20 protein-coding genes are annotated in these 19,525 nt (G+C 53.1%); 13 read left to right on the top strand and 7 right to left on the bottom strand.

The genetic code is table 11. The annotated features are described in order from the left end of the window. Position 1: 1 nt before the first annotated feature. The 8 genes from B5D23_RS05490 to B5D23_RS05455 all read left to right on the top strand — a co-directional run bounded on the left by B5D23_RS05490 (position 2) and on the right by B5D23_RS05455 (position 8,709). The gene (locus tag B5D23_RS05490; protein ID WP_078684414.1) at positions 2 to 265 is read left to right on the top strand and encodes a hypothetical protein; all 264 of its coding nucleotides are present in this window, start codon (positions 2 to 4) and stop codon (positions 263 to 265) included. Further along, positions 252 to 2,087, top strand: coding sequence for a Na(+)/H(+) antiporter subunit D (locus B5D23_RS05485; RefSeq protein WP_078684413.1), 1,836 nt, complete (start codon positions 252 to 254; stop codon positions 2,085 to 2,087). The genes B5D23_RS05490 and B5D23_RS05485 overlap by 14 nt, the downstream gene beginning before the upstream one ends. Positions 2,088 to 2,111: 24 nt before the next feature. Further along, positions 2,112 to 3,665 carry a complex I subunit 4 family protein gene (locus tag B5D23_RS05480; RefSeq protein WP_078684412.1) on the top strand — a complete coding sequence of 518 codons (1,554 nt, stop codon included), beginning with the start codon at positions 2,112 to 2,114 and terminating at the stop codon, positions 3,663 to 3,665. A gap of 54 nt (positions 3,666 to 3,719) precedes the next feature. Then, on the top strand, positions 3,720 to 5,150 hold the full coding sequence (locus B5D23_RS05475) for an NADH-quinone oxidoreductase subunit N (RefSeq protein ID WP_078684411.1): 1,431 nt from the start codon (positions 3,720 to 3,722) through the stop codon (positions 5,148 to 5,150). 472 nt (positions 5,151 to 5,622) lie between these two features. Further along, positions 5,623 to 6,132, top strand: a complete 510-nt coding sequence (locus B5D23_RS05470) for a 4Fe-4S dicluster domain-containing protein (RefSeq protein WP_078684410.1) — start codon at positions 5,623 to 5,625, stop codon at positions 6,130 to 6,132. A gap of 39 nt (positions 6,133 to 6,171) precedes the next feature. Then, the gene (locus B5D23_RS05465) at positions 6,172 to 7,308 is read left to right on the top strand and encodes a sulfite exporter TauE/SafE family protein (protein ID WP_078684409.1); all 1,137 of its coding nucleotides are present in this window, start codon (positions 6,172 to 6,174) and stop codon (positions 7,306 to 7,308) included. A 108-nt stretch (positions 7,309 to 7,416) separates the two neighbouring features. Next, complete coding sequence (locus B5D23_RS05460) at positions 7,417 to 8,055, top strand: hypothetical protein (RefSeq protein WP_078684408.1); 639 nt, start codon at positions 7,417 to 7,419, stop codon at positions 8,053 to 8,055. 39 nt (positions 8,056 to 8,094) lie between these two features. Further along, the gene (locus B5D23_RS05455) at positions 8,095 to 8,709 is read left to right on the top strand and encodes a type I restriction enzyme HsdR N-terminal domain-containing protein (RefSeq protein ID WP_078684407.1); all 615 of its coding nucleotides are present in this window, start codon (positions 8,095 to 8,097) and stop codon (positions 8,707 to 8,709) included. 68 nt (positions 8,710 to 8,777) lie between these two features. Here B5D23_RS05455 and B5D23_RS05450 read toward each other — a convergent pair whose 3' ends face one another. From B5D23_RS05450 to B5D23_RS05425, 6 genes are all read right to left on the bottom strand, one after another. Next, entirely contained in the window at positions 8,778 to 8,975 is a 198-nt protein-coding gene (locus B5D23_RS05450) for a ferredoxin (RefSeq protein WP_078684406.1), read from the bottom strand. Positions 8,976 to 9,009: 34 nt separating this feature from the next. After that, on the bottom strand, positions 9,010 to 9,375 hold the full coding sequence (locus B5D23_RS05445) for an Hpt domain-containing protein (RefSeq protein ID WP_078684405.1): 366 nt from the start codon (positions 9,373 to 9,375) through the stop codon (positions 9,010 to 9,012). Positions 9,376 to 9,495: 120 nt separating this feature from the next. Then, positions 9,496 to 10,248 carry a tetratricopeptide repeat protein gene (locus B5D23_RS05440; protein WP_078684404.1) on the bottom strand — a complete coding sequence of 251 codons (753 nt, stop codon included), beginning with the start codon at positions 10,246 to 10,248 and terminating at the stop codon, positions 9,496 to 9,498. A 67-nt stretch (positions 10,249 to 10,315) separates the two neighbouring features. Then, positions 10,316 to 11,770 carry a hybrid sensor histidine kinase/response regulator gene (locus B5D23_RS05435; protein ID WP_078684403.1) on the bottom strand — a complete coding sequence of 485 codons (1,455 nt, stop codon included), beginning with the start codon at positions 11,768 to 11,770 and terminating at the stop codon, positions 10,316 to 10,318. Between the two features lie 103 nt (positions 11,771 to 11,873). Next, positions 11,874 to 13,157, bottom strand: coding sequence for a TRAP transporter large permease (locus B5D23_RS05430; RefSeq protein WP_078684402.1), 1,284 nt, complete (start codon positions 13,155 to 13,157; stop codon positions 11,874 to 11,876). Further along, positions 13,154 to 13,645: a TRAP transporter small permease gene (locus B5D23_RS05425; protein WP_159445925.1), complete on the bottom strand. Its 492-nt coding sequence runs from the start codon at positions 13,643 to 13,645 to the stop codon at positions 13,154 to 13,156. The genes B5D23_RS05430 and B5D23_RS05425 overlap by 4 nt, the downstream gene beginning before the upstream one ends. Positions 13,646 to 14,148: 503 nt before the next feature. On the opposite strand from B5D23_RS05425, the gene B5D23_RS05420 reads away from it, so the two are divergent. The 3 genes from B5D23_RS05420 to B5D23_RS05410 are packed head-to-tail and all read left to right on the top strand — an operon-like array spanning position 14,149 to position 16,112. Beyond that, positions 14,149 to 15,207 carry an FAD-dependent oxidoreductase gene (locus B5D23_RS05420; RefSeq protein WP_233812728.1) on the top strand — a complete coding sequence of 353 codons (1,059 nt, stop codon included), beginning with the start codon at positions 14,149 to 14,151 and terminating at the stop codon, positions 15,205 to 15,207. 26 nt (positions 15,208 to 15,233) lie between these two features. Continuing rightward, positions 15,234 to 15,746 (top strand): 4Fe-4S dicluster domain-containing protein, encoded by a 513-nt coding sequence (locus B5D23_RS05415; RefSeq protein ID WP_078684400.1) that lies wholly within the window; start codon positions 15,234 to 15,236, stop codon positions 15,744 to 15,746. A 57-nt stretch (positions 15,747 to 15,803) separates the two neighbouring features. Next, entirely contained in the window at positions 15,804 to 16,112 is a 309-nt protein-coding gene (locus B5D23_RS05410; protein WP_078684399.1) for an MTH1187 family thiamine-binding protein, read from the top strand. Here the strand turns inward: B5D23_RS05410 and B5D23_RS05405 are convergent. Continuing rightward, on the bottom strand, positions 16,109 to 16,582 hold the full coding sequence (locus B5D23_RS05405) for a hypothetical protein (RefSeq protein WP_078684398.1): 474 nt from the start codon (positions 16,580 to 16,582) through the stop codon (positions 16,109 to 16,111). The two genes, B5D23_RS05410 and B5D23_RS05405, sit on opposite strands and share 4 nt — an antisense overlap. A gap of 270 nt (positions 16,583 to 16,852) precedes the next feature. Between B5D23_RS05405 and B5D23_RS05400 the strand changes: the two genes are divergently transcribed. Then, on the top strand, positions 16,853 to 17,854 hold the full coding sequence (locus B5D23_RS05400; RefSeq protein ID WP_078684397.1) for a TRAP transporter substrate-binding protein: 1,002 nt from the start codon (positions 16,853 to 16,855) through the stop codon (positions 17,852 to 17,854). A gap of 81 nt (positions 17,855 to 17,935) precedes the next feature. Then, positions 17,936 to 19,123, top strand: coding sequence for an MFS transporter (locus B5D23_RS05395; RefSeq protein WP_078684396.1), 1,188 nt, complete (start codon positions 17,936 to 17,938; stop codon positions 19,121 to 19,123). Positions 19,124 to 19,525 lie beyond the last annotated feature (402 nt).

The raw sequence follows: 19,525 nt of genomic DNA, 5'->3' as shown, positions 1-19,525 counted from the left end.
TATGCTCGGTGAACGTCTGGGAAACTGGCTGTCGTGGCAAAGGGCACGGGCTGGCGCATGGAAAAAGGCGCTGTTCGTGGTGCTGGGCCTGCTGCTGGTGCTGAACCTCTTTTTGCGGCCGCACCACCCGCACTTTGGCTATGATGCCTATCCGGGATTCTGGGCCGTGTTTGGCTTTGGTTTTGCGGTGCTCATGACTGTGGTGCTCAAGAAAATCCTTTTTCCCATCCTGAAGAAGCCCGAGGATTATTATGACAGGGACTAGTTTTCTCCATCCGGCACTCTGGTTCTTCGGCATGGCTGCGCTTTTGGTCATCTGGCCCCGGCGCGGCTGGAAATGGTTACTCCTGACAGCTCCGGTTCTGGCTATTGCCAGTGTGCTTCTGATGCAGCCCGGAGAATATGGACACGTTTTTTACCTCTGGGGCGATGAGCCGCTTACCCTTGGGCGAGTGGACAAGCTCTCGGTGATCTTTGCACACGTCTTTGCGGTGGAATCCCTGCTGGGCTTTCTCTTTGCGTTTCACCTCAAGGATAAATATCAGCATATCGCCGCAGCCTGCTATGTGGGCGGAGCCTTTGGCTGCGTGTTTGCTGGCGATTACTTTACGCTGTTTATTTTCTGGGAAGTCATGTCCGTGGCCTCCACCTTCCTTGTCTGGCTGAATAACTCAGACGTTTCAACACGGGCTGGCTTCCGATATTTCCTGTTCCACACTCTGGGCGGGCTGTTCCTGCTCGGTGGAATGCTTCTGCGCTACTGTGACATTGGCACCTTTGCCTTTACGCCTATCGATCCGGCTTCGGCCCAGTATTATGACTGGCTGATTCTGACAGGCTTCTGTGTGAACGCCGCCGTGGTTCCGCTGCATGCGTGGCTGCCAGACGCGTATCCAGAAGCAACCGTGACGGGTGCAGTCTTCATGAGTGCATTCACCACCAAGACAGCCGTGTATGTGCTGGCGCGGGCCTTCTGCTCCTGGGAAATCCTTGCATATGCGGGTGTCATCATGGCGCTGTATGGCGTTTTTTATGCGACCATCGAGAACAATGCCCGGCGAATCTTGGCCTACCATATTGTTTCGCAGGTCGGATACATGGTGGCGGGTATTGGTATTGGTACGGCTATGACCATGAATGGAGCCTGTGCACATGCGTACGCGCATATCCTGTATAAGGGACTGCTTTTTATGAGCGTGGGCACTGTACTGTATGCCACTGGTACGGCGAAGCTGTCCGAGCTTGGCGGGCTGGCTTCAAGGATGCCGCTGGTTGTGCTCTGTTATGTGGTGGCGGGGCTGTCCATCTCGGGCATGCCATTCTTCAACGGATTTATTTCCAAGAACATCACCATTGCCGGTGCCGCAGAAGCGCATCATCCGCTGCTGGCGCTGGGAATGGAAATCGCGGCGGTTGGTACCTTCCTGTCTGTCGGTATCAAGCTCCCATACTTTGCCTTCTGGGGTGGAAAGCCAGAAGACAAGACAAGGGAGATCCGGCCTATTCCCCTGAATATGTATCTTGCCATGTTTGGCGGAAGCGCTTTGTGTTTCCTGATGGGTGTTTTCCCGCAGATGCTGTATGCGCTGCTGCCGTACCAGCCCGAGGCTGGGCATGGACTGCCTCAGGTCGCACAGTCACTTGCGTCCTTTGATATTGGTTTTACGCCATACACTGCATGGAATCTTGTGCAGGCCTTTATGCTGCTTGGCTTTACCGGGCTTGGCTTTTACGTCATGCGCCGGGTTATTGTCCCCCATCCCTCGCGGAACCTTGATTTCGACTGGGTATACCGCATGGTTGGACGGCTTGGTCTGCTGTTGATTTGCTGGCCGATTTCTGTGCTGGATAGCCTGTGGACCAAGGCATACCGGGTGATTGGCCTGCGTTTGCTCATGGCGTTTGCGTGGCTGGCTGGCAAGTTTGACGTCAAGGCCATTGATGGGGTGGTGGATGGTACGGCCTATGGCGTGCGCGGTATTGGCCGTGGGCTGGCAAAGGCGCAGACAGGGCGCATTCAGGACTATCTTGCGCTGGCTGTGCTGCTTGGACTTGGCATCTTCGCTGTAATCTGGTTCCGGGGATAAGGCCCGGAGAACGGAGCGGAATCTATGACGAGCTATCCGGTTCTTACGTCTCTGATCTTCTTCCCATTGGCGATGGCCCTGGTGCTCTTTCTGGTGCGCTGCGACAGGGCCGTGCGCTGGCTGACGCTTGGTGCTGGCTTTGTCGAAATGTTCCTTGCACTTCCTTTGCTGGGGTTCCAGCTTGGAACCGGGGAAATGCAGTTTGTGGAGCAGGTGCCGTGGGTGGCGCGCTGGAATCTCCAGTATTATCTCGCGGTGGATGGCATTAGCCTGTTTATGGTTGTGCTGACTGTTGCGCTTCTGCCTCTGTGTACCCTGTGTTCCTGGACCTACATTTCGAAACGGGCCAAGGAATTTCACGTCTGTCTGCTTATGCTGACTGGGGCCTGTGTTGGCGTGTTCGTCGCAATGGACTTTGTCCTGTTCTATGTGTTCTGGGAAGCGATGCTTATCCCCATGTACCTGCTGATTGCAGTCTGGGGCGGGCCACGTCGGCGCTATGCATCCATCAAGTTTTTTCTCTACACGATGGCAGGTTCAACCCTGCTGCTCGTAGCAATTGTTGCCTTTTATCATCAGGCCGGAACCTTCTCTATTCCAGACCTGATGAAGACACAGTATTCGTTCCATTTCCAGTTCTGGGCGTTTCTGGCAATGGCTCTTGCCTTTGCCATCAAGTGCCCCATGTTCCCGTTCCACACATGGCTTCCGGCCGCGCACGTTGAAGCTCCTGCTGCGGGATCGGTGTATCTGGCTTCTGTGCTGCTGAAAATGGGTGCCTATGGATTCTTGCGGTTCTGTCTGCCCCTGACGCCAGCGGCAAGCGATTACTTTGCGCCAATGATGATTGCCATTTCTCTGGCAAGTATCATTTATGGCGGGCTGGCCGCCCTTGGGCAGCACGACATGAAAAAGCTGATTGCGTATTCCTCCGTGGGGCATATGGGCTTTGTAACCCTTGGCATCTTCCTGTTTAACAGCAGGGGCGTGGAAGGGGCGATGCTCCAGATGCTGAACCACGGCATTACCACGGGCGCACTCTTTATGCTGGTTGGTGCGATTTATGAGCGCAGTCACAGTCGTGAAATTTCCGATAATCTTGGGCTGGGCAAGTTCCTGCCGATTTACATGTTTTTCTTTGGGCTGTTTACGCTGTCCAGTTTTGGTTTCCCCGGAACGAACAGCTTTGTGGGCGAAACGCTGGTACTCATTGGCGCCTTTAGCTCCAGCTACTGGGTTGGCGCTATTGCGATTCCCGGCGCCCTGATTGCTGCGGCGTACATGCTCCGCCTTGGCCTCAAGCTCGCGTGGGGGCAGCCATCGTCTGTTCCGCAGGGGCATTTCTGGGATCTCAATATGCGTGAGTGGCTGTATCTGGCTCCGCTGGCAGTTTTTGTGCTGTACATCGGACTTGCTCCGGGAATCTTCCTCAAGGTGCTGGACCCATCCATTGACAGGTTGCTGGAAGATTTCCATGCCCGATCTGGTGAGATGTATTCTGAGAGCACGAGCTTGCAGGATCGTGTTGCCCCAGAGCTGGCACAGCTTGTGGCTTCGGACGAAGGTGAACTGCGCTAGGCGGGAACTGGTCCCCGGACAGGGGTGCAAAAGTCATCAACAGGAGAGAAGACCGTGTCCATTCATCCTGAGCTTTTTATGCCGGAACTCTTTCAGATTCTCCTGCTGCTGGTGCTGCTTTTTCAGAGCATCAGCAAGCTTGAGACCTTTCGTAACGATGCCTCCTGGGTGCCGTGGGGCGCGGCTGTAGGGATTGGAGTCGCGTTCTTTTCTCTGCACGTCCAGGGAACAATGTTCCACGGGGCATACTCTGTTGATGCCACCTCGCAGTTCTTTAAACTCGCTGTGAGTATTGGCTTTTTCATTGGTACCCTGAACGCCACGCGTCAGCCAACGCTGGAGCGGGAAAAGGAAACAGACTATTTCCTCTTTTTGGCGTTTTCTGCCCTTGGTCTGATGTTTTTGGCGTCGAGCGTAGAACTCATCACGATTTATATTGCTCTCGAGATTTCCTCGTATTCGCTGTATGCCATTATTCCGGTGCGGGCCAAGGATCGAAAAGCTGCAGAAGCTGGCATTAAGTACATTCTCTTTGGTGCTATTGCGACGGCCATTTCGCTGTATGGACTGGGCTTCATCCTTGCCGCCCAGCATTCGAGCTATCTGTCTGAACTTGCCTCGGCTGACTGGACATGGGCGTCCAATCCGCTTGCAGTTGTCGGCCTGTCGCTGTTCCTTGCGGGCATGTTCTACAAGCTGGCACTGTTCCCGTTCCATTTCTGGTGTCCGGATGTGTACGAAGGGGCGAGTAATGAAACCGCGGCATACGTCGCGACTTTGCCCAAGCTTGGCGCTGTTGTTGTGCTGGTTCGGCTGGCTGCCCTTGTTCAGCCGGGAATGGCCGTGACAATGATTTTTGCCGTGCTTGGTGCGGTTTCCATGACGATCGGTAACCTTGCGGCTCTGGCGCAAACAGACGTGAAGAGGATGCTGGGTTACTCCAGTGTGTCCCATGCAGGGTACATTATGCTGGGGCTGGTGGCCGGGACGGCAGATGGTCTGGCTTCGGCTGCATTTTACAGCCTTGTGTACATCCTGATGAACCTGACCTGTTTCTGGGTGGTGTGTAAGACCGCGCAGGACGGAGAGAACATTGCGCTAAAAGATCTGAATGGATTATCCCGGCGGGCACCGGTGATGGCGCTGGTTTTGGCTGTTGCTGCATTTGCCCTTGTGGGCCTGCCACCGACGGCCGGGTTTACTGGAAAACTTTTCCTGTTCACCAGTGCGTGGAATCACGGCTACAACTGGTTTGTGATTGTCGCTGCGGTGAACGCTGCAATATCTATTTATTACTATTTGAGCCTTGTGCGTCATGCCTATACCGCAGAGGAAGAAGGACCGGAGGAATCGCCGCATATCCCTGTCAGTGCCATGAGTAGGGTATGGGGATCTGTTCTTGCAGCCGCCATCCTCCTGCTTGGAATGGTTCCTGGTCCTGTGTTTGACCTCGCAAGCCTGGCGGGGCAGCACCTCTTGCCGTAATTGCGGCGCATGGTGGTTCAGTCCAAAAGGAGCGGCTCGGTTCGGGTCGCTCCTTTTTTTCTTTTGTGGTAAAAAGGAAAATGCTCAGTTTCTCAGAGTTTTTGTCGCTGCGTGAAAAAAACGCATGGCGATAAATGCTGTGGCGCTTATGAAAAAAGTGTCAAGCTGACGGGGTGGAAAGTGGGCGAAAAGTGGCTTTGAGGAGGGAAAATGTGCCGAGTGTCACTGAAAATTTGGACAGAAGTCTCAGGGAGTGTTTCCCTCGGAACTGAGGCAAATTGCGGTTTGCACTGAAAAGTAAAGCTTTTTTTCTTGCATGTGAAAGAAATCACATATGGTAGAAACGTGATTGACCATTCATTCACCAACTGATTTAACCCACTACATCAAAGCCTACGATTTGTGCAGGATTTATTTTTCCGCGTCTGGCTTTGGTTATCGGGCCGAGTCTGGAGACGGGAGGTTATGCTCTGTGAGCAGATACATCATTAAGATGGATCAGGATCGCTGTATTAGCTGTAATGCTTGTGAATTACATTGCAAACAATACAACCGGGTTCCCGAAGGCGCACGTCTTGGGCAGCTCATCACCGTTGGACCCCTGAACAAGGCTGGAAAGCCACGGATGATGAATCTTTTCATGCCGTGCTTCCACTGTGAACAGCCGTGGTGTGTTGCTGCCTGCCCGACCGAAGCGATGATTCGGCGGGACGACGGCATTGTCTATGTGAATCAGGATTTATGCGTTGGCTGCAAAGCCTGCATTATTGCCTGCCCGTGGGATGTTCCTCAGTGGGATGAGGCCGCAGGGAAGGTAATGAAATGTGATCTGTGCATGGACCGCGTGGATCAGGGGCTTGATCCCGCGTGTGTCACCGCATGCACCACCCATGCTCTGGAGTTTGTGCGACCAAATGAAGCATCGCACAGGACCCGTGAACGTCACGGACAAAAGATTCTTCTCAAGCGCGTTATGCGTTAAGTTGTCAATGTTTACCGAACCTTTAAGGAGGGTGGCACTGTGAAATTTAAATCGAGCCACGTACTGCTCGTACTCGCAGCAGTTGCAGTGGTCCTGTTTACGCAGGAAGCTGCATGGGCAGACCGCCTGAGCGACGCTATCACTCAGGCAATTCAGGCCGACAAGATTGATCCCAATGCAGCCAAGGGATACCTCGGAATCCCCGGCGCACCTGACCTGAACGTCGTTATCGGCGTTATCTGGGCCATCTGGGTTGGCTGGATTTTCTCTACTGTTGGTGCTTTTGGTGGCATCATGTCCGGCGTTGGTCATATTACCATTTACGGCCTTGGTGATTACGCCAAGGGCTTTGGTAAAGAGCTGACCATGAACAAGGTCGTGACTGACTCCATCCGTGTATCGAACCAGTGGCTTGTTGGTTGCTCCGCTGCTATCGGTTCCTTCAACTACTACCGCGCAGGCCGTCTGGTTGCTCCTTTGGGCATCGCTCTGGCTGTGGGTTCTGTTGCTGGTTCCTGGCTGGTGCCGTGGCTGACTGCTGGCAAGATTAACCTGAAGGATTACCTTGGATTCTTCGGCCTCTTCGTTCTCTTCCTTGGCTGCTACCTCTACTACCAGACGACGCCTAAGGCACAGTCCAAGAAGAGTGAAGCCAAGGCTGCTGCAAAAGCATTCGAAGCAAGCATCAAGTCTGGCAACGTCGACATGGAAGCTCAGGGCGTTAAGGTGAAGTCCTTCTCCCTGACTCGTTGCGAATTCACCTTCTTCGGTGTTGAATTCCACTTTAATCCGCTCGTTCCGGTTATTGGTGGTTTCTTCATCGCAGCTCTGGCATCCTTCCTCGGTGTCGGTGGCGGCTTCCTGCTGGTGCCGTTCCTGACCTCCGTTGCAGGTCTGCCGATGTACCTCGTTGCTGGTACCTCTTCCCTCGCAGTTTTCGTGGGTATGGCAAACTCCATTGCCTCCTACATGATCCTCAAGGGAACCCCGGTTCAGTGGAGCCTGATCGGTGCCGAGCTTATCGGTATCATCATCGGGTCCATGATTGGACCCCGTACTTCCAAGTACATCCCGGATGTCTGGCTGAAGCGCCTCTTCATCGTACTCGCTCTGTACGTTGGTCTGCGCTACTGCTCCAAGGGCTTCCTTGGCTTCAGCATCCTGCCTCCCTTCTAAGTCGGTCTATCCGATAAGACTCCTCGGGGCTGGCAGCGCTGCTGGCCAGCCCCTTTTTAACATCTCCTGAAAGAAGGAGATGAGACCAAAGCCGTAAGTGAGGGTGTGATGCTCGAATCATTCGACCGTCTGAATTATCTCTTTGATCCCATTTTTCTGTTTTTCTTCAAGCTGCCAGTGCCGCCAGTCTATGCGTATTTTCTTGGCATGCTGCTCTTGATTCTGGCGTGTACGCTTTTGGGTGAGCTGTCGCTTGCTGGCGTGTACTACGTGAACAGAAAGCACTTTGCGAAGCTGAACAGAGACATGATTCATAATCACAACCTGTCTGTTGAAGCCATTCGTGAAAAAGACAAGCGGAGCTACAAGGCGTGTAACTCACTTGCAAACGAAGCTTTTGGTCAGAATTTTTTCTCGCATATTGCCCTGTTTGCCTCCAGCCTGTGGCCCGTTCCTTTTGTTATGAGCTGGATGGTGTTCCGTTTTGGCGATGTTGCGTTTCAGCTTCCATTTACCATTCCCGCAATTGGCGATACTGTCGGCAATAATTTCGTTTTTGTTCCAATGTATGTGCTTGTCCGTGTGCTCTTTGCCCGGTCCAGAAAGTTCATTCCGGGCTATCGCTTCCTCGCGAGTGCCATGAAGAAGAATGAGGATATTGGCGAAGAGCTGCTGTCGTGGGATATCTTTGTGGATACCAAAAAGAAAAAAGCTCCCAAGCACGCCGAGCGCGGAGTTGTGAGCTAGACTCGACAGGACGGGCGGGCATGAAAGAGGTGAATTTTCATGCACGAAACGTCCCTTGGGAGAATGGTTCAGGATTACATTACAGGCGAGGAGCTTGAAGAAACCTCATACGAGGAGTTTCGTCAGGCCACGGCCCGTATGCTTGTTGAGGAGCGTGGATACCCACGAGAATCCTTGACCCCGCGTGTTCCTGTCGTGTTTCCTGTCAAAGGAGAAGAGTATTGCCGTATGGTTGACTTTGTTGTCACCGATGAACACGGCAGTCCTGTTCTCCTTATTTTTTTTGTCGCTGGGCAACCCGGAACCTATGACCGGGAAGTCATTGCGACGGCCAGAATTTTTACGCAGGGGGCTGTGCCGCTGGTTGCGGTGACAGATTCCAAAACTGCGTATCTGTATGAGACTGCAACAGGGGAGTGTTTGGCTCGGGACGAGCGGGCGCTTCCTCGCTATTCCTACGTGCAGGAGCTGGCCAAAGAGCACCCTGCGCAGACCTATTCTGAGAAACGGCTGAACGCAGAGCGGCGAATACTGTACGCCTACAGTGAGTTTATTTATGGGAGTTGCTGCGCAAGCTGTACTCCGGAGTCAGAGGACGGATTGCGTGGCGGGAAGCTTGGGCAGATGTCCAGCAAAGAAAATGCGCCAGACTAAGGGTGCAGGAAAAACGTGAGCAGAAAGCGAGCGCAATGCAAAAGAAAAGCCGCCATTGGGCGGCTTTTTTAGTCTTCGAGTTCGATGCAGTCCTGTGGGCACAGGGACAGCATTTCGTGGATTTCGTCTGCACTGACTTTCTCTTTTTTGAGGACAACCTTTTCGTTGACCTCGTCCCATTCAAACAGCTCAGGGTGCATCTCGACGCAGCCCATACAGCCGGAGCAGGCGATATGATTGATGGAAATTTCTTTTTCGTCGCTCATGCGGTCCTCCCTTGCGTATGCGTGAGAGCAGAACCTAGAGAACTCTGAGCGAGTGCGCAAGGCTTTCGAGAGTATGCAGGCCCTGACGCAAAAAGCCTTCGGCCATGCCGGAACGCAAAGGCTGGTGATTCTGGAGCAGATTTTCAAGCTGTTCCGCTTCAAACTGGAGCTGGGTCGCAGCAATGCTTGCCGCACAGTTGCGAATGTGTTGCACCTCAAAAAGCAGGGCCTTGGAGTCCCCTCTGTCTATGGATGCATCAAATCGATCCAGATGCAGGGCAAGGTCACGCATGGCGTTTTGATACAGCTCTTGAAGCATGACGGTGTTGCCGTTAAGCCTGTTGAGCGTGCTCAGCTCATCCAGAAAAGGAAGCTGTGTAAACTGCGAAAAATATTTCATTGTTCCACCGGGGCAAAAATGAAAAGGCCAGCGCAGTATAACAGGATGTTTTTTTAGAGAGCAATACGCAAAACGCCCTCCAGAGTAATATGCTGCAGGGCGCTGCTATTGGCGGAAAAATCAGGAGCTGACGCTTTCACGTTCAACGCCATATTTGTGAACGTATTTCAGAAGCTTCTGAGCAGGCACAAGGTCAGGCGCAAGGGTCAGGGCCTTTTGGACGTGGTCGAGACACTTTTCCTTGTTTTTGAGTTCAAAAAAGACTCTGGCGATATTGAAGTGAAGATTTTCGTCAAAGAGATTGAACTCAAGCGCTCGCTGATAGTAGCGCAGGGCTTCTTTGTGCAGTCCGTTTTTGCGTAGGGCAATGCCAAAGGTATTGAAGCTCTGACGACACTCCTCATCAAAAGTTTCATCCATGTGCAGCAGATGCCTGAGTGCATTTTCGAGCTTTTTGTACTGCTTTTTGTCGATGTAGATATGCCCAAGTCCAAAGTTGGCTTCGACATTGTCTTCATCTATGAGCAGCGCTTTGAGGAATGCGCGCTCAGCGGCATCCAGATTACCCAGCTTGTAGTTCTCTTTGCCGTCCTGAATTTTGGCGACAAGTGAGCGCAGGGCAGGGGCTGTGTGATGTTCGTAATAGTTCGGCTCAGGCTCAAAGACCATGAGAAAATCAGCTTTGTTCAGGGTCGTTTTGGGCCGGGATGGAACATGACGAGCGTTCAGGGGCTGGACACAAAATTGGTTGTCCCCTTTGCGTACAGCATACCAGTACGTTTTGCTGTGATGATGATCCTGTGTTGTTCCAAGACCAATCTGCGACTCAGTCTTACGAGAGTATATTCCAAGTATCTGTGGATAAATCGACATATCTGTCTCAGTAGCAATTCAGGGTTCAGACGAAAGTTTGTAAAGTATATACAAACGGCTTCTGAACTCAAGTGGTCGGTTCTGCGTGTTTTTTTTCTGTCTCTGCGGGGAGTGAAATGGTAAAAACCACATTCCCTTCTTTTCGTTCCATCCGCATCACACCACACATTCCGCGAATGAGCGTTGTACACTGCGGTAGTCCAAAACCACCTTCATCAAAGGGCAGGTAGAGCCGCTCCGGGCTGATGTGGCGCAAATCTTCCAGTGCATAGGAAAAAGTGAGGTCCACTCGGTCCTGTGTTCCCTGCGTTCGAATAACGAGCGTTCCGGCATCCATGAGCGACTGGCTGGCATCTCCAAGCATGATTTCCAGGACATGCTGGAGGCCCTGCGGATCGGCAATCGCGGAGGGCAGGTCTGGGGCATGTGCAATGTCGAGCGTCAGCCCGGCACCTTCCAGCTGGAGAATGCGGTTGTGAATACTCCGTTCAAGCACGTCGCGGACAGAAACTTTTTGCAGGTTTTCGGCCTGTTCTTTTTGCAGATAGCTTTTAATCCGGTCCAGAAGGTGCTCTAGGCGTTCTGATTCCCGAAGAATAATTTGCGCTTCGTGCAGGTCTGGGAAGCGGAGCAGAAGCCGCCGGGCAAAACCGCCAATGGTCATCAGCGGGTTGCGAAGTTCGTGGGCCATTTCTGAGGAAATAGCGTCTACGGTTTTGAGCTTTTCCTGCTGTACGGTACTGCGCTCCTGATTCACCCGTTCAGAAATATCAATGAAAATTCCGTCAACAAGTGGTTCCTGTCCATTCAGCTCTGAGGGGAGCGCTGGCAGGGTCTTGATGTAGCCGTAAACCTCTGCACCGTTGTGGTGGATGAGGCGACACTCGGCTGTGCGCGGTGTCTCGGAGTGCAGGGCCGTACGGAGGAGTTCAGAAATTCGTTCGCGCTCTTCTGGGTGCACGTGCTGCATAAACCAGTCACTGGTGTCTGGGGTCGTGGGAACGCTTTCTCCCAGAACGTGCTTGCAGGCGTCATTGATAAACCGTAGCTGGAAATTTTTGTCGAGCTGGAAGACGAGCAAAGGGATGTTTTTGAGAATTTCACCAAGGCGATGCTCAGCAGCATGAACCCGCCGGGTCAGAGCGCGGCGCTTGGTGAAACGGTCCAGGGTGAGGCTCAGCAGTTCTGGAGAGAAGGGTTTGAGCAGGTAGTCCACCGCCCCAATCTGAACAGCTTCAAGGAGTTCGGCCCGGCTGCCTGCACCGCTCATAAACACAATATCAAGCTGTGGGCAGATTTCCCGAATATCTTTGGCCAGCTCAAGGCCGTTGGCATCTTTGAGCCGGACATCCATAAAGGCGAGTTCAAGACGGTGTTCCTGAACAAGAGCAAGCGCGTCCTCGGCAGTGAAGGCCTGAAAGATGTGGGTGAAACCCTCGTCTTCCAGCATAAAAGCCAAAGACTGGCAGATGATAGGGTTGTCATCAACAAGGAGCACTGCGCCCCGATGTGTGTCATCCATATTCACCTCGACATTTGCAGGTATAGGGAAGAGGGGTCCCTGCAATGAGAGGACCAGAAAGCCGGGAAAAAGGCAACTCTGGGCGGAGGAAATTCTTTTGAGCTTATCCTGTTAGGGCTGGAAGCCAGGTGGTGAGTGGCGACCAGAATGAGATAAGCAGCAGGTCCACGAGGAGCACCAGCAGGAAGGGCAGAACCCGAAGGCTGATGTCTGCAAGCCTTGTGTTCGCAATGCCACAGGACACAATCAGGCAAATGCCCATAGGCGGGGTGAGCATGCCAATGGCGAGGTTGGTGACAACAATAGCGCCAAGGTGAATCAGGTCTATGCCAAGGCTGGGAAGGAGCGGCGTCATGACTGGAACAAGCAGGATAAGGGCTGCTGTGGTTTCGACGAATGTTCCTGCAATAATGAGGATGAGGTTCAGGAGCAGGAGCAGAGCAACTGGAGAATGTGCAAAGCTGAGGAGTTCTGCGCTGATACTCTGGGGAATTTGTTCAATGGTCAGCAGCCAGGAAAATGCCGTGGCCTGCGTGATGATAAACATGGTGACGCCTGCGGTGATGGAGGCGTTGATAAAGAGTTTGGGGAGCGCTTTGAGGCGCAGTTCCCGATGGACCACAAAGCCAATAAACAGGGCATAGATAACGGCTACGGCAGCGGATTCCGTTGCTGTAAAAACTCCGCCAAGAATGCCACCAAGAATAATGGCCGGAGCACCAAGGGCAAAGACTGCCCTGCGGCCTGTGCTGAGGATTTTGCGGGCAGAAAAAGGTTCAGGTGCGGTGACAGCGGCCAGTCCCTGCCGCTTGGCGAGAAGCACTGTCATGCCAATGAGTGAAAGTCCCATGAGCACTCCCGGCAGGATCCCCGCAGCAAAGAGTTTCCCTATGCTGGCGCCGGTAAGGTAACCAAACACAATCATAGGGATGCTTGGGGGAATAATGACGCCGATAGAACCGCCAGCGGCCTGTACGGCTCCAGCAAAGCCGCGTGGGTAGCCGTTGCGGGCCATTGCAGGGATGAGCATTCCGCCAACTGCGGCCGTGTCTGCGGCGGCAGATCCTGAAATTCCACCAAAGAACATGGACGAGACAATGGAGACTGCCGCCAGTCCGCCGGGGAGCCAGCCGACAAGAGATTCTGCAAAGGCCACAAGGCGGCGTGATATGCCCCCAGCCTCCATAACCTGACCGGCAATCATAAAGAGCGGAACAGCCATAAGCGGGAAAGAATCAGCCCCTGCATACATGCGGCTTACGGCAACCATAAGATTTGTCGGGCCACTCAGGGCAAAGACAAGCATGGTGGCTGCGCCAATGGCCATGGCAATGGGAACATTCAGCAGAAAAAGCGTGGCGAGTAAAAGAAGCAAAAGCGTGGTCATGCCTGTTTGCCTCGCAGGTCACGCAGCAGAAAATACAGCCCGTGGAGTAGCAGGAAAGCCGCGCTGACTGGAACAGTCAAAAAAGGGAGCTGTTTGCTGATGCCGAGTGTTGTCGTGCTCTGAAATTTAAGGAAACCCAGAAACTGGGTGCCATAAAACAGGATGACAGCAAAAAAGCAGAGGCAGACTAGATGCGAGAAAACACGCAGGATTCGCTGGACAGGGGCAGAGAAGCGGGAAACAAGCACGTCGACACCGATGTGCGCACCACGTTTGTACGCCACACTTGCGCCAAAAAACGTCAGCCAGACAAGAAGAATTCGGCCTAGCTCTTCCGACCAGAAAAGCGAATCATTTAGCACGTAGCGGAAGAAGACCTGCAAGCTGATATCACACACCATCCCAACACCGCAGAGCAGAAGCAGAAGCTCGCCGAGTTTTTCTGCAATGCGGCTCAAGATGGCAGCTGTTTTAAATAAACCATTCATAGCAAGAGGAGCCTCGTGTCTCCGGGATGACATTTTACGGTGACTTTTCCTGTAATCTCTGTGTGTTCAGTGAAAAATGCCTCTATGGGCGCATGCGAAATATGGCAATGGTCAGACCACATGGGGCTTTTGACGGATAGTGTAGCCCAGCCGTGCAGCCCTCAGAAAAGAGGTCTGGAGCGGCTGTTTTCCTTGTGTCATCAAGGACTTTCTCTTTTTCTCTGTATGCAGAATATTGTGTTCTGTTCACGTTAAAAAAAGAACATGCCTTTTTCCTTTCTGAATCCGTATCAATTTACTAAGGAATAGAAAGAATCAGAAAAAGGGGTGGCGTGAACGGCTTTTCACATGTTTACGCCCCTGTATGGGATGCGTTTCCTCATGACTGCTGCATAAAATTATGCGTACGCAGCTTTTTGTCGCTTTACAAGTTGCGAGGAATGACAATATTCCATCGGGCCGGGCGATTTTTCCCGGCAGAAGTAGGAGAAGGATAGAGCGTCATGATGAAAGGCATGAACTATGCGCTGTTTCGCAGCGCACCGGCAGCGTCCAATGGACGCCGGGTCGCCATTGTTGGGGCTGGACCCTCCGGACTTGCCGCTGCTGGGTATCTCTGTTGTCAGGGGTACCATGTAGAAGTCTTTGACAAACTGCCAAAGGCTGGTGGGCTGCTGTATTATGGAATTCCGGATTTTCGCTTGCCGGTTGAACGTACCGCAAAGGCCGCTGAGCGTCTTCAGAACGAATATGGGGTTGTTTTTCACCCGTGCGTGAAGGTCGTCGCTGCTGACGAAACCGGACACGATGAAGGTGATGAACTCGTTCAGGAGACCGTTGTGCTTGATGCGCTTCGTCAGGATTTTGATGCCGTGCTCCTGTGCACTGGCTCCTGGCGTTCACGCAAACTCAATATTCCCGGCGAAGATTTGCCGGAAGTCCTGTCTGGGCTTGAGTTCCTGTTCCCTCTTCGAGGCAAGTCCTCTGGGGCAGATGTCACTCGTTCAGACGTCAAGGGAAAACGGGTTGCTGTTATCGGTGCCGGACTCTCTGCTGTCGATGCTGCGGACTGCGCCCTGCGTGGCGATGCCGAGACCGTGTATATGCTGTACCGCCGAACGAGCAATGAAGCTCCGGCTGGCCCGTATGAAATTGCTTTGCTTCAGGACCGCGGACTGATTTGGAAAGAACTCGCTATGCCGTCACAGGTGCTCGGTGAAGAGCATGTCTGCGGGCTTGAGTTCATCCAGTGCAGTTTGGGTGACCCTGATGCTTCGGGACGTCGGAGTCCCGTGCCGATGGACTGTGCGCCAGAAGTTTTGGATGTGGATATTGTTATTCCTGCCGTGGGTGAGGTGCCTACCGTGCCGGATGCAGATCATACCGAACTGATGAAAGTACGCCGTCAGGCAACCGCATGGCCGCGCATGACCCCGCTTGACGGTGTGTTTCTTGCCGGTGATGCCCTGAACGGTCCAAGCAAGATTGGCTGGGCTGTGACCAGCGGGCTGGAAGCTGCCCGCTCCCTTGAAGAGTGGCTGGACTGGACTGCCGAAAACTAGGTAGTTCTCGGCTCACGGAGAAATTTATGTCAGACAAAAAACAGCCCGTCCTCAAAAAGTACGTGGATTATTCCCGCTGCATTGGCTGTGAATCCTGTGAGGCTATCTGCAAGTTTTTGCATGGTACCCCCCGAATTCAGATGACCCAGACAGACGAAGGTCTTGCTTTCCCCCTGTACTGTCATCACTGCACCAACCCGCAGTGCGTCAAGGCGTGTCCCTCTGGGGCCATTACCCGTGACCATAACGGGGTTGTCTTGCACAATCCCTCGCTGTGCCGAGGCTGCCGCTCCATGAAGTGCATGGATGCCTGTCCGTTTATGGCCATGTATCATGCTGGTGGTGTGGTGCCTGTGACCAAGTGTGACCTCTGTGCCGAGCGTCGGCGCAAGGGACTTGGCCCGGCCTGCGAAGAGGTCTGCCCGGCCGAGGCAATTCGCCTTGTGACTGAGGAAGAACTCAAGGAGCTGCGAAGCTCGCGAAGTATGGCTGCGCAAAAACTGGTGATGAAGCAGATTCGCCAGATGCGGGGCAAATAGTGTAAGAAACAGGCCGTCGGGTTTTCCGGCGGCTTTTTCTTTTATGGAGGGGTACTCATGAGTGTTATGGCAGAATTGACGATTTTCCCAATGGACAAAGGCGTGCATCTGAGTCCTTTCGTTGCCCGTGCGGTAGCCATTATTGAAAAGAGCGGTCTGGTCTGTTCTTTTGGCCCAATGGGCACCATCATAGAAGGGGACTGGGACGAGGTTATGGCAGTTGTCTCTGCCTGTTTCAAAGATTTGGAGCAGGACAGCGAGCGCATTAGCCTGAATCTGAAAGTGGATTACAATAAGGGCGATGCGTCCAGAATGACGCAGAAGCTTGAGTCTGTGCGGACGAAAATGGCGGGTTCCGCAGACTAGATTTTTTTGTCGATAAGCCCGAAGCCTCCGCAGCTTCCACCCGGACCGAGGGCCGGGCGCAAGTTGTTCGCCAGTGAAGAGAGCAGGGTTGAGTTCTGCTCTCGCACTCCACGCCAGACTGCGACGCTTCCATGCTGCTGGCTCTTTTTGCGCCATGGAACATCTTCGGCCAGAGTTGTGTTGAGCGGCTTCTTTTCTGGCTCTTCCGCAAAAACATCCGACAGCTCGGCCTCTTCTAGGGCATAGGAGCGTTCTTCTATGGTCAGCATCAATTCGAGCAGTTTGAACTGCCCAAGGTAGCCGCTACATCTGTAGCGCTTCAGGTTGACGGTCAGTCCCATAGTCTTCCCCTCGTTTGTCCTGTTGGCTTCAGGGTACGCAAAATTCTGTGCAGGGAATTTTGCTGCTGGTCCTGTGCTTTTTGCACCCCATTTTTCAGCTTCCAGAATCTGGAAATACTGTTTGCTCACCGGACTTCTCCGGGATTTTGTGCAATATTTAGGGCACTCAGGGTAAAGTAAATTGTAGGCTCTGTGCGTCACCACGTCAACTAGGCTGCTGATTTTGGGCGGTCTCTCAAGCTCTGTCAGCGTCCAGTATTCGCCGATCACCCACTCCTGTTCCGCTTTTCATTTGTGATGACTCTGTGTACCCCAAAGAAAGCGTTCCCTCAGTGTTAGAGGGGCGGTTCGTCACAAGGCGCAAGAGTGTGTTTGTGCCGTATTGCGAGGAAAAAGAGGATGAAACGGATATTTTTAAATCTCCTTTGTGTCGCGTTTTTTTGTGCGTTGCTCTGCGGGACTGTGAGTTCGGCGCAGGCTGCAACGGTCATCAAGCTTGGGCTGGTTACACCGCCAGGTTCGGCCCAGAACATCACGGCAGAAAAATTTGCCGAGCTGTTGCATGATCGCTCTGCGGGCAAGTATGAGGTGAAGATTTTTCACAGCGGCTCGCTCGGAACTGAAACTGAGATCTTACAGCAGGTGCAGATGGGGGCCGTGGAAATGGCCATTGTTACGCTTGGCCCCTTTGACACCTTTGTGCCGCAGGTCAAGGTCGTGAGCTTTCCCTTTTTGTTCAGGGACTATGCACAGGTTGACTCGGTTTTGTATGGCCCGCTGGGCGACGAAGTCCTGGCTTTGCTCTCCCGTGCAGGATTTCAGGGACTGTCCTTTTCCGAGAATGGGTTTCGGAACCTGACAAACGATCTGCGCCCCGTGCATTCTGTCGCTGACGTCAAGGGACTCAAGATTCGCGTTATGGAGTCCACCCTGCACAAGGAACTCTGGCGCACGCTTGGTGCGAACCCCACCCCGATGGGGTGGCCCATTTATTCTGAATTGCAGCAGGGCACCATTGATGGACAAGAGAATCCTTTATGGGTGACATGGACCTCCCGGCTCTACGAGGTGCAGAAGTATTTGAGCCTTACCGGCCACGTCTATTCTGCTCATATTGATATCGCGAACCTTGGCTGGTACAAGAATCTGCCCCAAGACGATCAGCAGCTTCTCCGCTCCTGCATGAAGGATGCGTCCGTGTATCAGCGGGACTGGAACAGAACTCAGCTTGCTGATTTTCTTGCCAAATTGAAAAAAGCTGGGATGATTGTTGATGAGCATCCAGACGTGGAGTCATTTCGCTCTGCGGTCCTGCCCCTCAAGGATCTTCCTATGTATCAGGAGCCTGAAACCAAGGCTCTTCTTGAGAAGTTTCTCGCGGCAACGCAGAGTGCTTCCTAGATCTTTTACGGTATATTTTGAGCGTCTGTAGTGTGCAGGCGCCTTTTTCTTCGCGCCAGTATCGCGAACTGGAGAAACTGCATGACTCAGCCCGTTTCCGGCTTCAACAAAATTTATCGGCACAAAGAATTACAAATGATTTTTTGTGTGACTCTGACTGCGGTCATGGGCGTTTCCAGTATCGCTCCCGCGCTCCCAAAGATGCTTTCCGCCATGGATGTCACTCCCGGGCACGCGTGGTGGCTGGTCTCGGCTTTCACTCTTCCCGGTGTTGTTTTGACTCCCGTGATGGGCATTCTCGCCGACCGCATTGGGCGGAAGATTGTACTTGTTCCTTCGCTTCTGTGTTTTGCGCTGTTTGGGGCGCTTTGTGGACTGAGTTCCAGCCTCCCCATTCTGCTCTTTTTTCGGTTTATGCAGGGCGTTGGTGCTGCGGCCCTCGGATCCATGAATGTGACGCTCATTAGTGATCTCTACACCGGGAAGCAGCGCATGGAGGCTATGGGACTGAATGCCAGTGTTCTCGCCCTCGGCACCACGATTTATCCTTTTCTTGGTGGTGCGCTCGCGATGTTTGGCTGGCAGTTCCCTTTTCTTTTGCCGCTTCTCGCCGCGCCTCTTGCCTTTTTCATTATGAAGTACCTTGACGTGGTGCAGCCTGCGAGCAACGGGAAGTTCATGGAGTACATGAAGAACGCCTTGCGTCAGATGCGCAACCCAGAGCCTCTCGGGCTTTTTGCTACGACCATTGCGACCTTCATTATTTTATATGGCGTTATCATTTCCTATCTCCCCATTTATCTTCATGAGCATTTCGGGGCGTCTTCTTTTGGAACAGGTCTCGTCATTGCCTCGTCCAGCCTTGTCTCTGCGCTCGTCTCTTCTCAGCTTGCGCGGCTTGCCACTCGTTTTAATCCCAAAGCTCTTTTGATTTCCGCCTTCTGTTTTTATGCGCTATCCGCCTTTCTCATTCCGCTTATGCCCAGTGAGTTAACAATGGTTATCCCCGTGATGATTTTTGGGCTTGCGCAGGCTCTCAATATCCCCAACGTTCACACCATGCTCGCCAACCTTGCGCCGCCTGAGCAGCGCGGTGCGTTTATGGCCCTTAACGGTATGGTACTCCGCTTGGGGCAGACGCTCGGTCCCCTTATCATGGGTGGTGCCTATGCGCTCTTCGGGTTGCGTGGAGTGTTTTATTTCTCAGGTTGTCTCGCCCTCGCCGTCGGTGTTGGCGTTTTCTATCTCGTGATCTGTCGCAAAGCGTAGGTGAAGATGGAAGAGCCAGCCCCAGCGCGTGAGTGCTGGATGGGTGGGTGGGGGAGATTGGGGGCCAGCCCCCAAACCCCCGCGTAAGGGAATGATTCCCTTACGTATCCTCATCGAGTTTGAAAGCCGTTCAAGCTTCGCTTGGACGGCTTTCAAACTTGTTGGGCATAACGTCGAGAGCTTCTTTCTCTTCTGCGAGTTGCCACCATTCCTTTTGAACTCCTTTTGGCGTTCAAAAGGAATAAGTGCGGTCTGGAAAAGGCAAAAAAAGACGCAATCGGGAAATGCCCACTAGCTCAAAAAAACGGCTGATGGAGAGGAAAGCGAAGCTTTCATCCCATTCAGCCGTTTTTTTTGAGCGAAAGCGGGATTCCCAAGGGCCTCGTCCTTGGGCGGGGTCAA

This window comes from Desulfobaculum bizertense DSM 18034, from assembly GCF_900167065.1.
In the GTDB taxonomy this organism is placed as follows: Bacteria; Desulfobacterota; Desulfovibrionia; order Desulfovibrionales; family Desulfovibrionaceae; genus Desulfobaculum; species Desulfobaculum bizertense.
This window is presented reverse-complemented; position numbering and strand designations above follow the sequence as displayed.

Excerpts from the sequence above, each read along its gene's own strand:
- B5D23_RS05410 (WP_078684399.1), top strand. The coding sequence starts at position 15,804 with ATGAGTGTTATGGCAGAATTGACGATTTTCCCAATGGACAAAGGCGTG.
- B5D23_RS05445 (WP_078684405.1), bottom strand. The coding sequence starts at position 9,375 with ATGAAATATTTTTCGCAGTTTACACAGCTTCCTTTTCTGGATGAGCTG.
- B5D23_RS05485 (WP_078684413.1), top strand. The coding sequence starts at position 252 with ATGACAGGGACTAGTTTTCTCCATCCGGCACTCTGGTTCTTCGGCATG.
- B5D23_RS05430 (WP_078684402.1), bottom strand. The coding sequence starts at position 13,157 with ATGACCACGCTTTTGCTTCTTTTACTCGCCACGCTTTTTCTGCTGAAT.
- B5D23_RS05420 (WP_233812728.1), top strand. The coding sequence starts at position 14,149 with ATGATGAAAGGCATGAACTATGCGCTGTTTCGCAGCGCACCGGCAGCG.
- B5D23_RS05450 (WP_078684406.1), bottom strand. The coding sequence starts at position 8,975 with ATGAGCGACGAAAAAGAAATTTCCATCAATCATATCGCCTGCTCCGGC.
- B5D23_RS05435 (WP_078684403.1), bottom strand. The coding sequence starts at position 11,770 with ATGGATGACACACATCGGGGCGCAGTGCTCCTTGTTGATGACAACCCT.
- B5D23_RS05480 (WP_078684412.1), top strand. The coding sequence starts at position 2,112 with ATGACGAGCTATCCGGTTCTTACGTCTCTGATCTTCTTCCCATTGGCG.
- B5D23_RS05460 (WP_078684408.1), top strand. The coding sequence starts at position 7,417 with ATGCTCGAATCATTCGACCGTCTGAATTATCTCTTTGATCCCATTTTT.
- B5D23_RS05425 (WP_159445925.1), bottom strand. The coding sequence starts at position 13,645 with ATGAATGGTTTATTTAAAACAGCTGCCATCTTGAGCCGCATTGCAGAA.
- B5D23_RS05455 (WP_078684407.1), top strand. The coding sequence starts at position 8,095 with ATGCACGAAACGTCCCTTGGGAGAATGGTTCAGGATTACATTACAGGC.
- B5D23_RS05415 (WP_078684400.1), top strand. The coding sequence starts at position 15,234 with ATGTCAGACAAAAAACAGCCCGTCCTCAAAAAGTACGTGGATTATTCC.
- B5D23_RS05490 (WP_078684414.1), top strand. The coding sequence starts at position 2 with ATGCTCGGTGAACGTCTGGGAAACTGGCTGTCGTGGCAAAGGGCACGG.
- B5D23_RS05400 (WP_078684397.1), top strand. The coding sequence starts at position 16,853 with ATGAAACGGATATTTTTAAATCTCCTTTGTGTCGCGTTTTTTTGTGCG.
- B5D23_RS05395 (WP_078684396.1), top strand. The coding sequence starts at position 17,936 with ATGACTCAGCCCGTTTCCGGCTTCAACAAAATTTATCGGCACAAAGAA.
- B5D23_RS05440 (WP_078684404.1), bottom strand. The coding sequence starts at position 10,248 with ATGTCGATTTATCCACAGATACTTGGAATATACTCTCGTAAGACTGAG.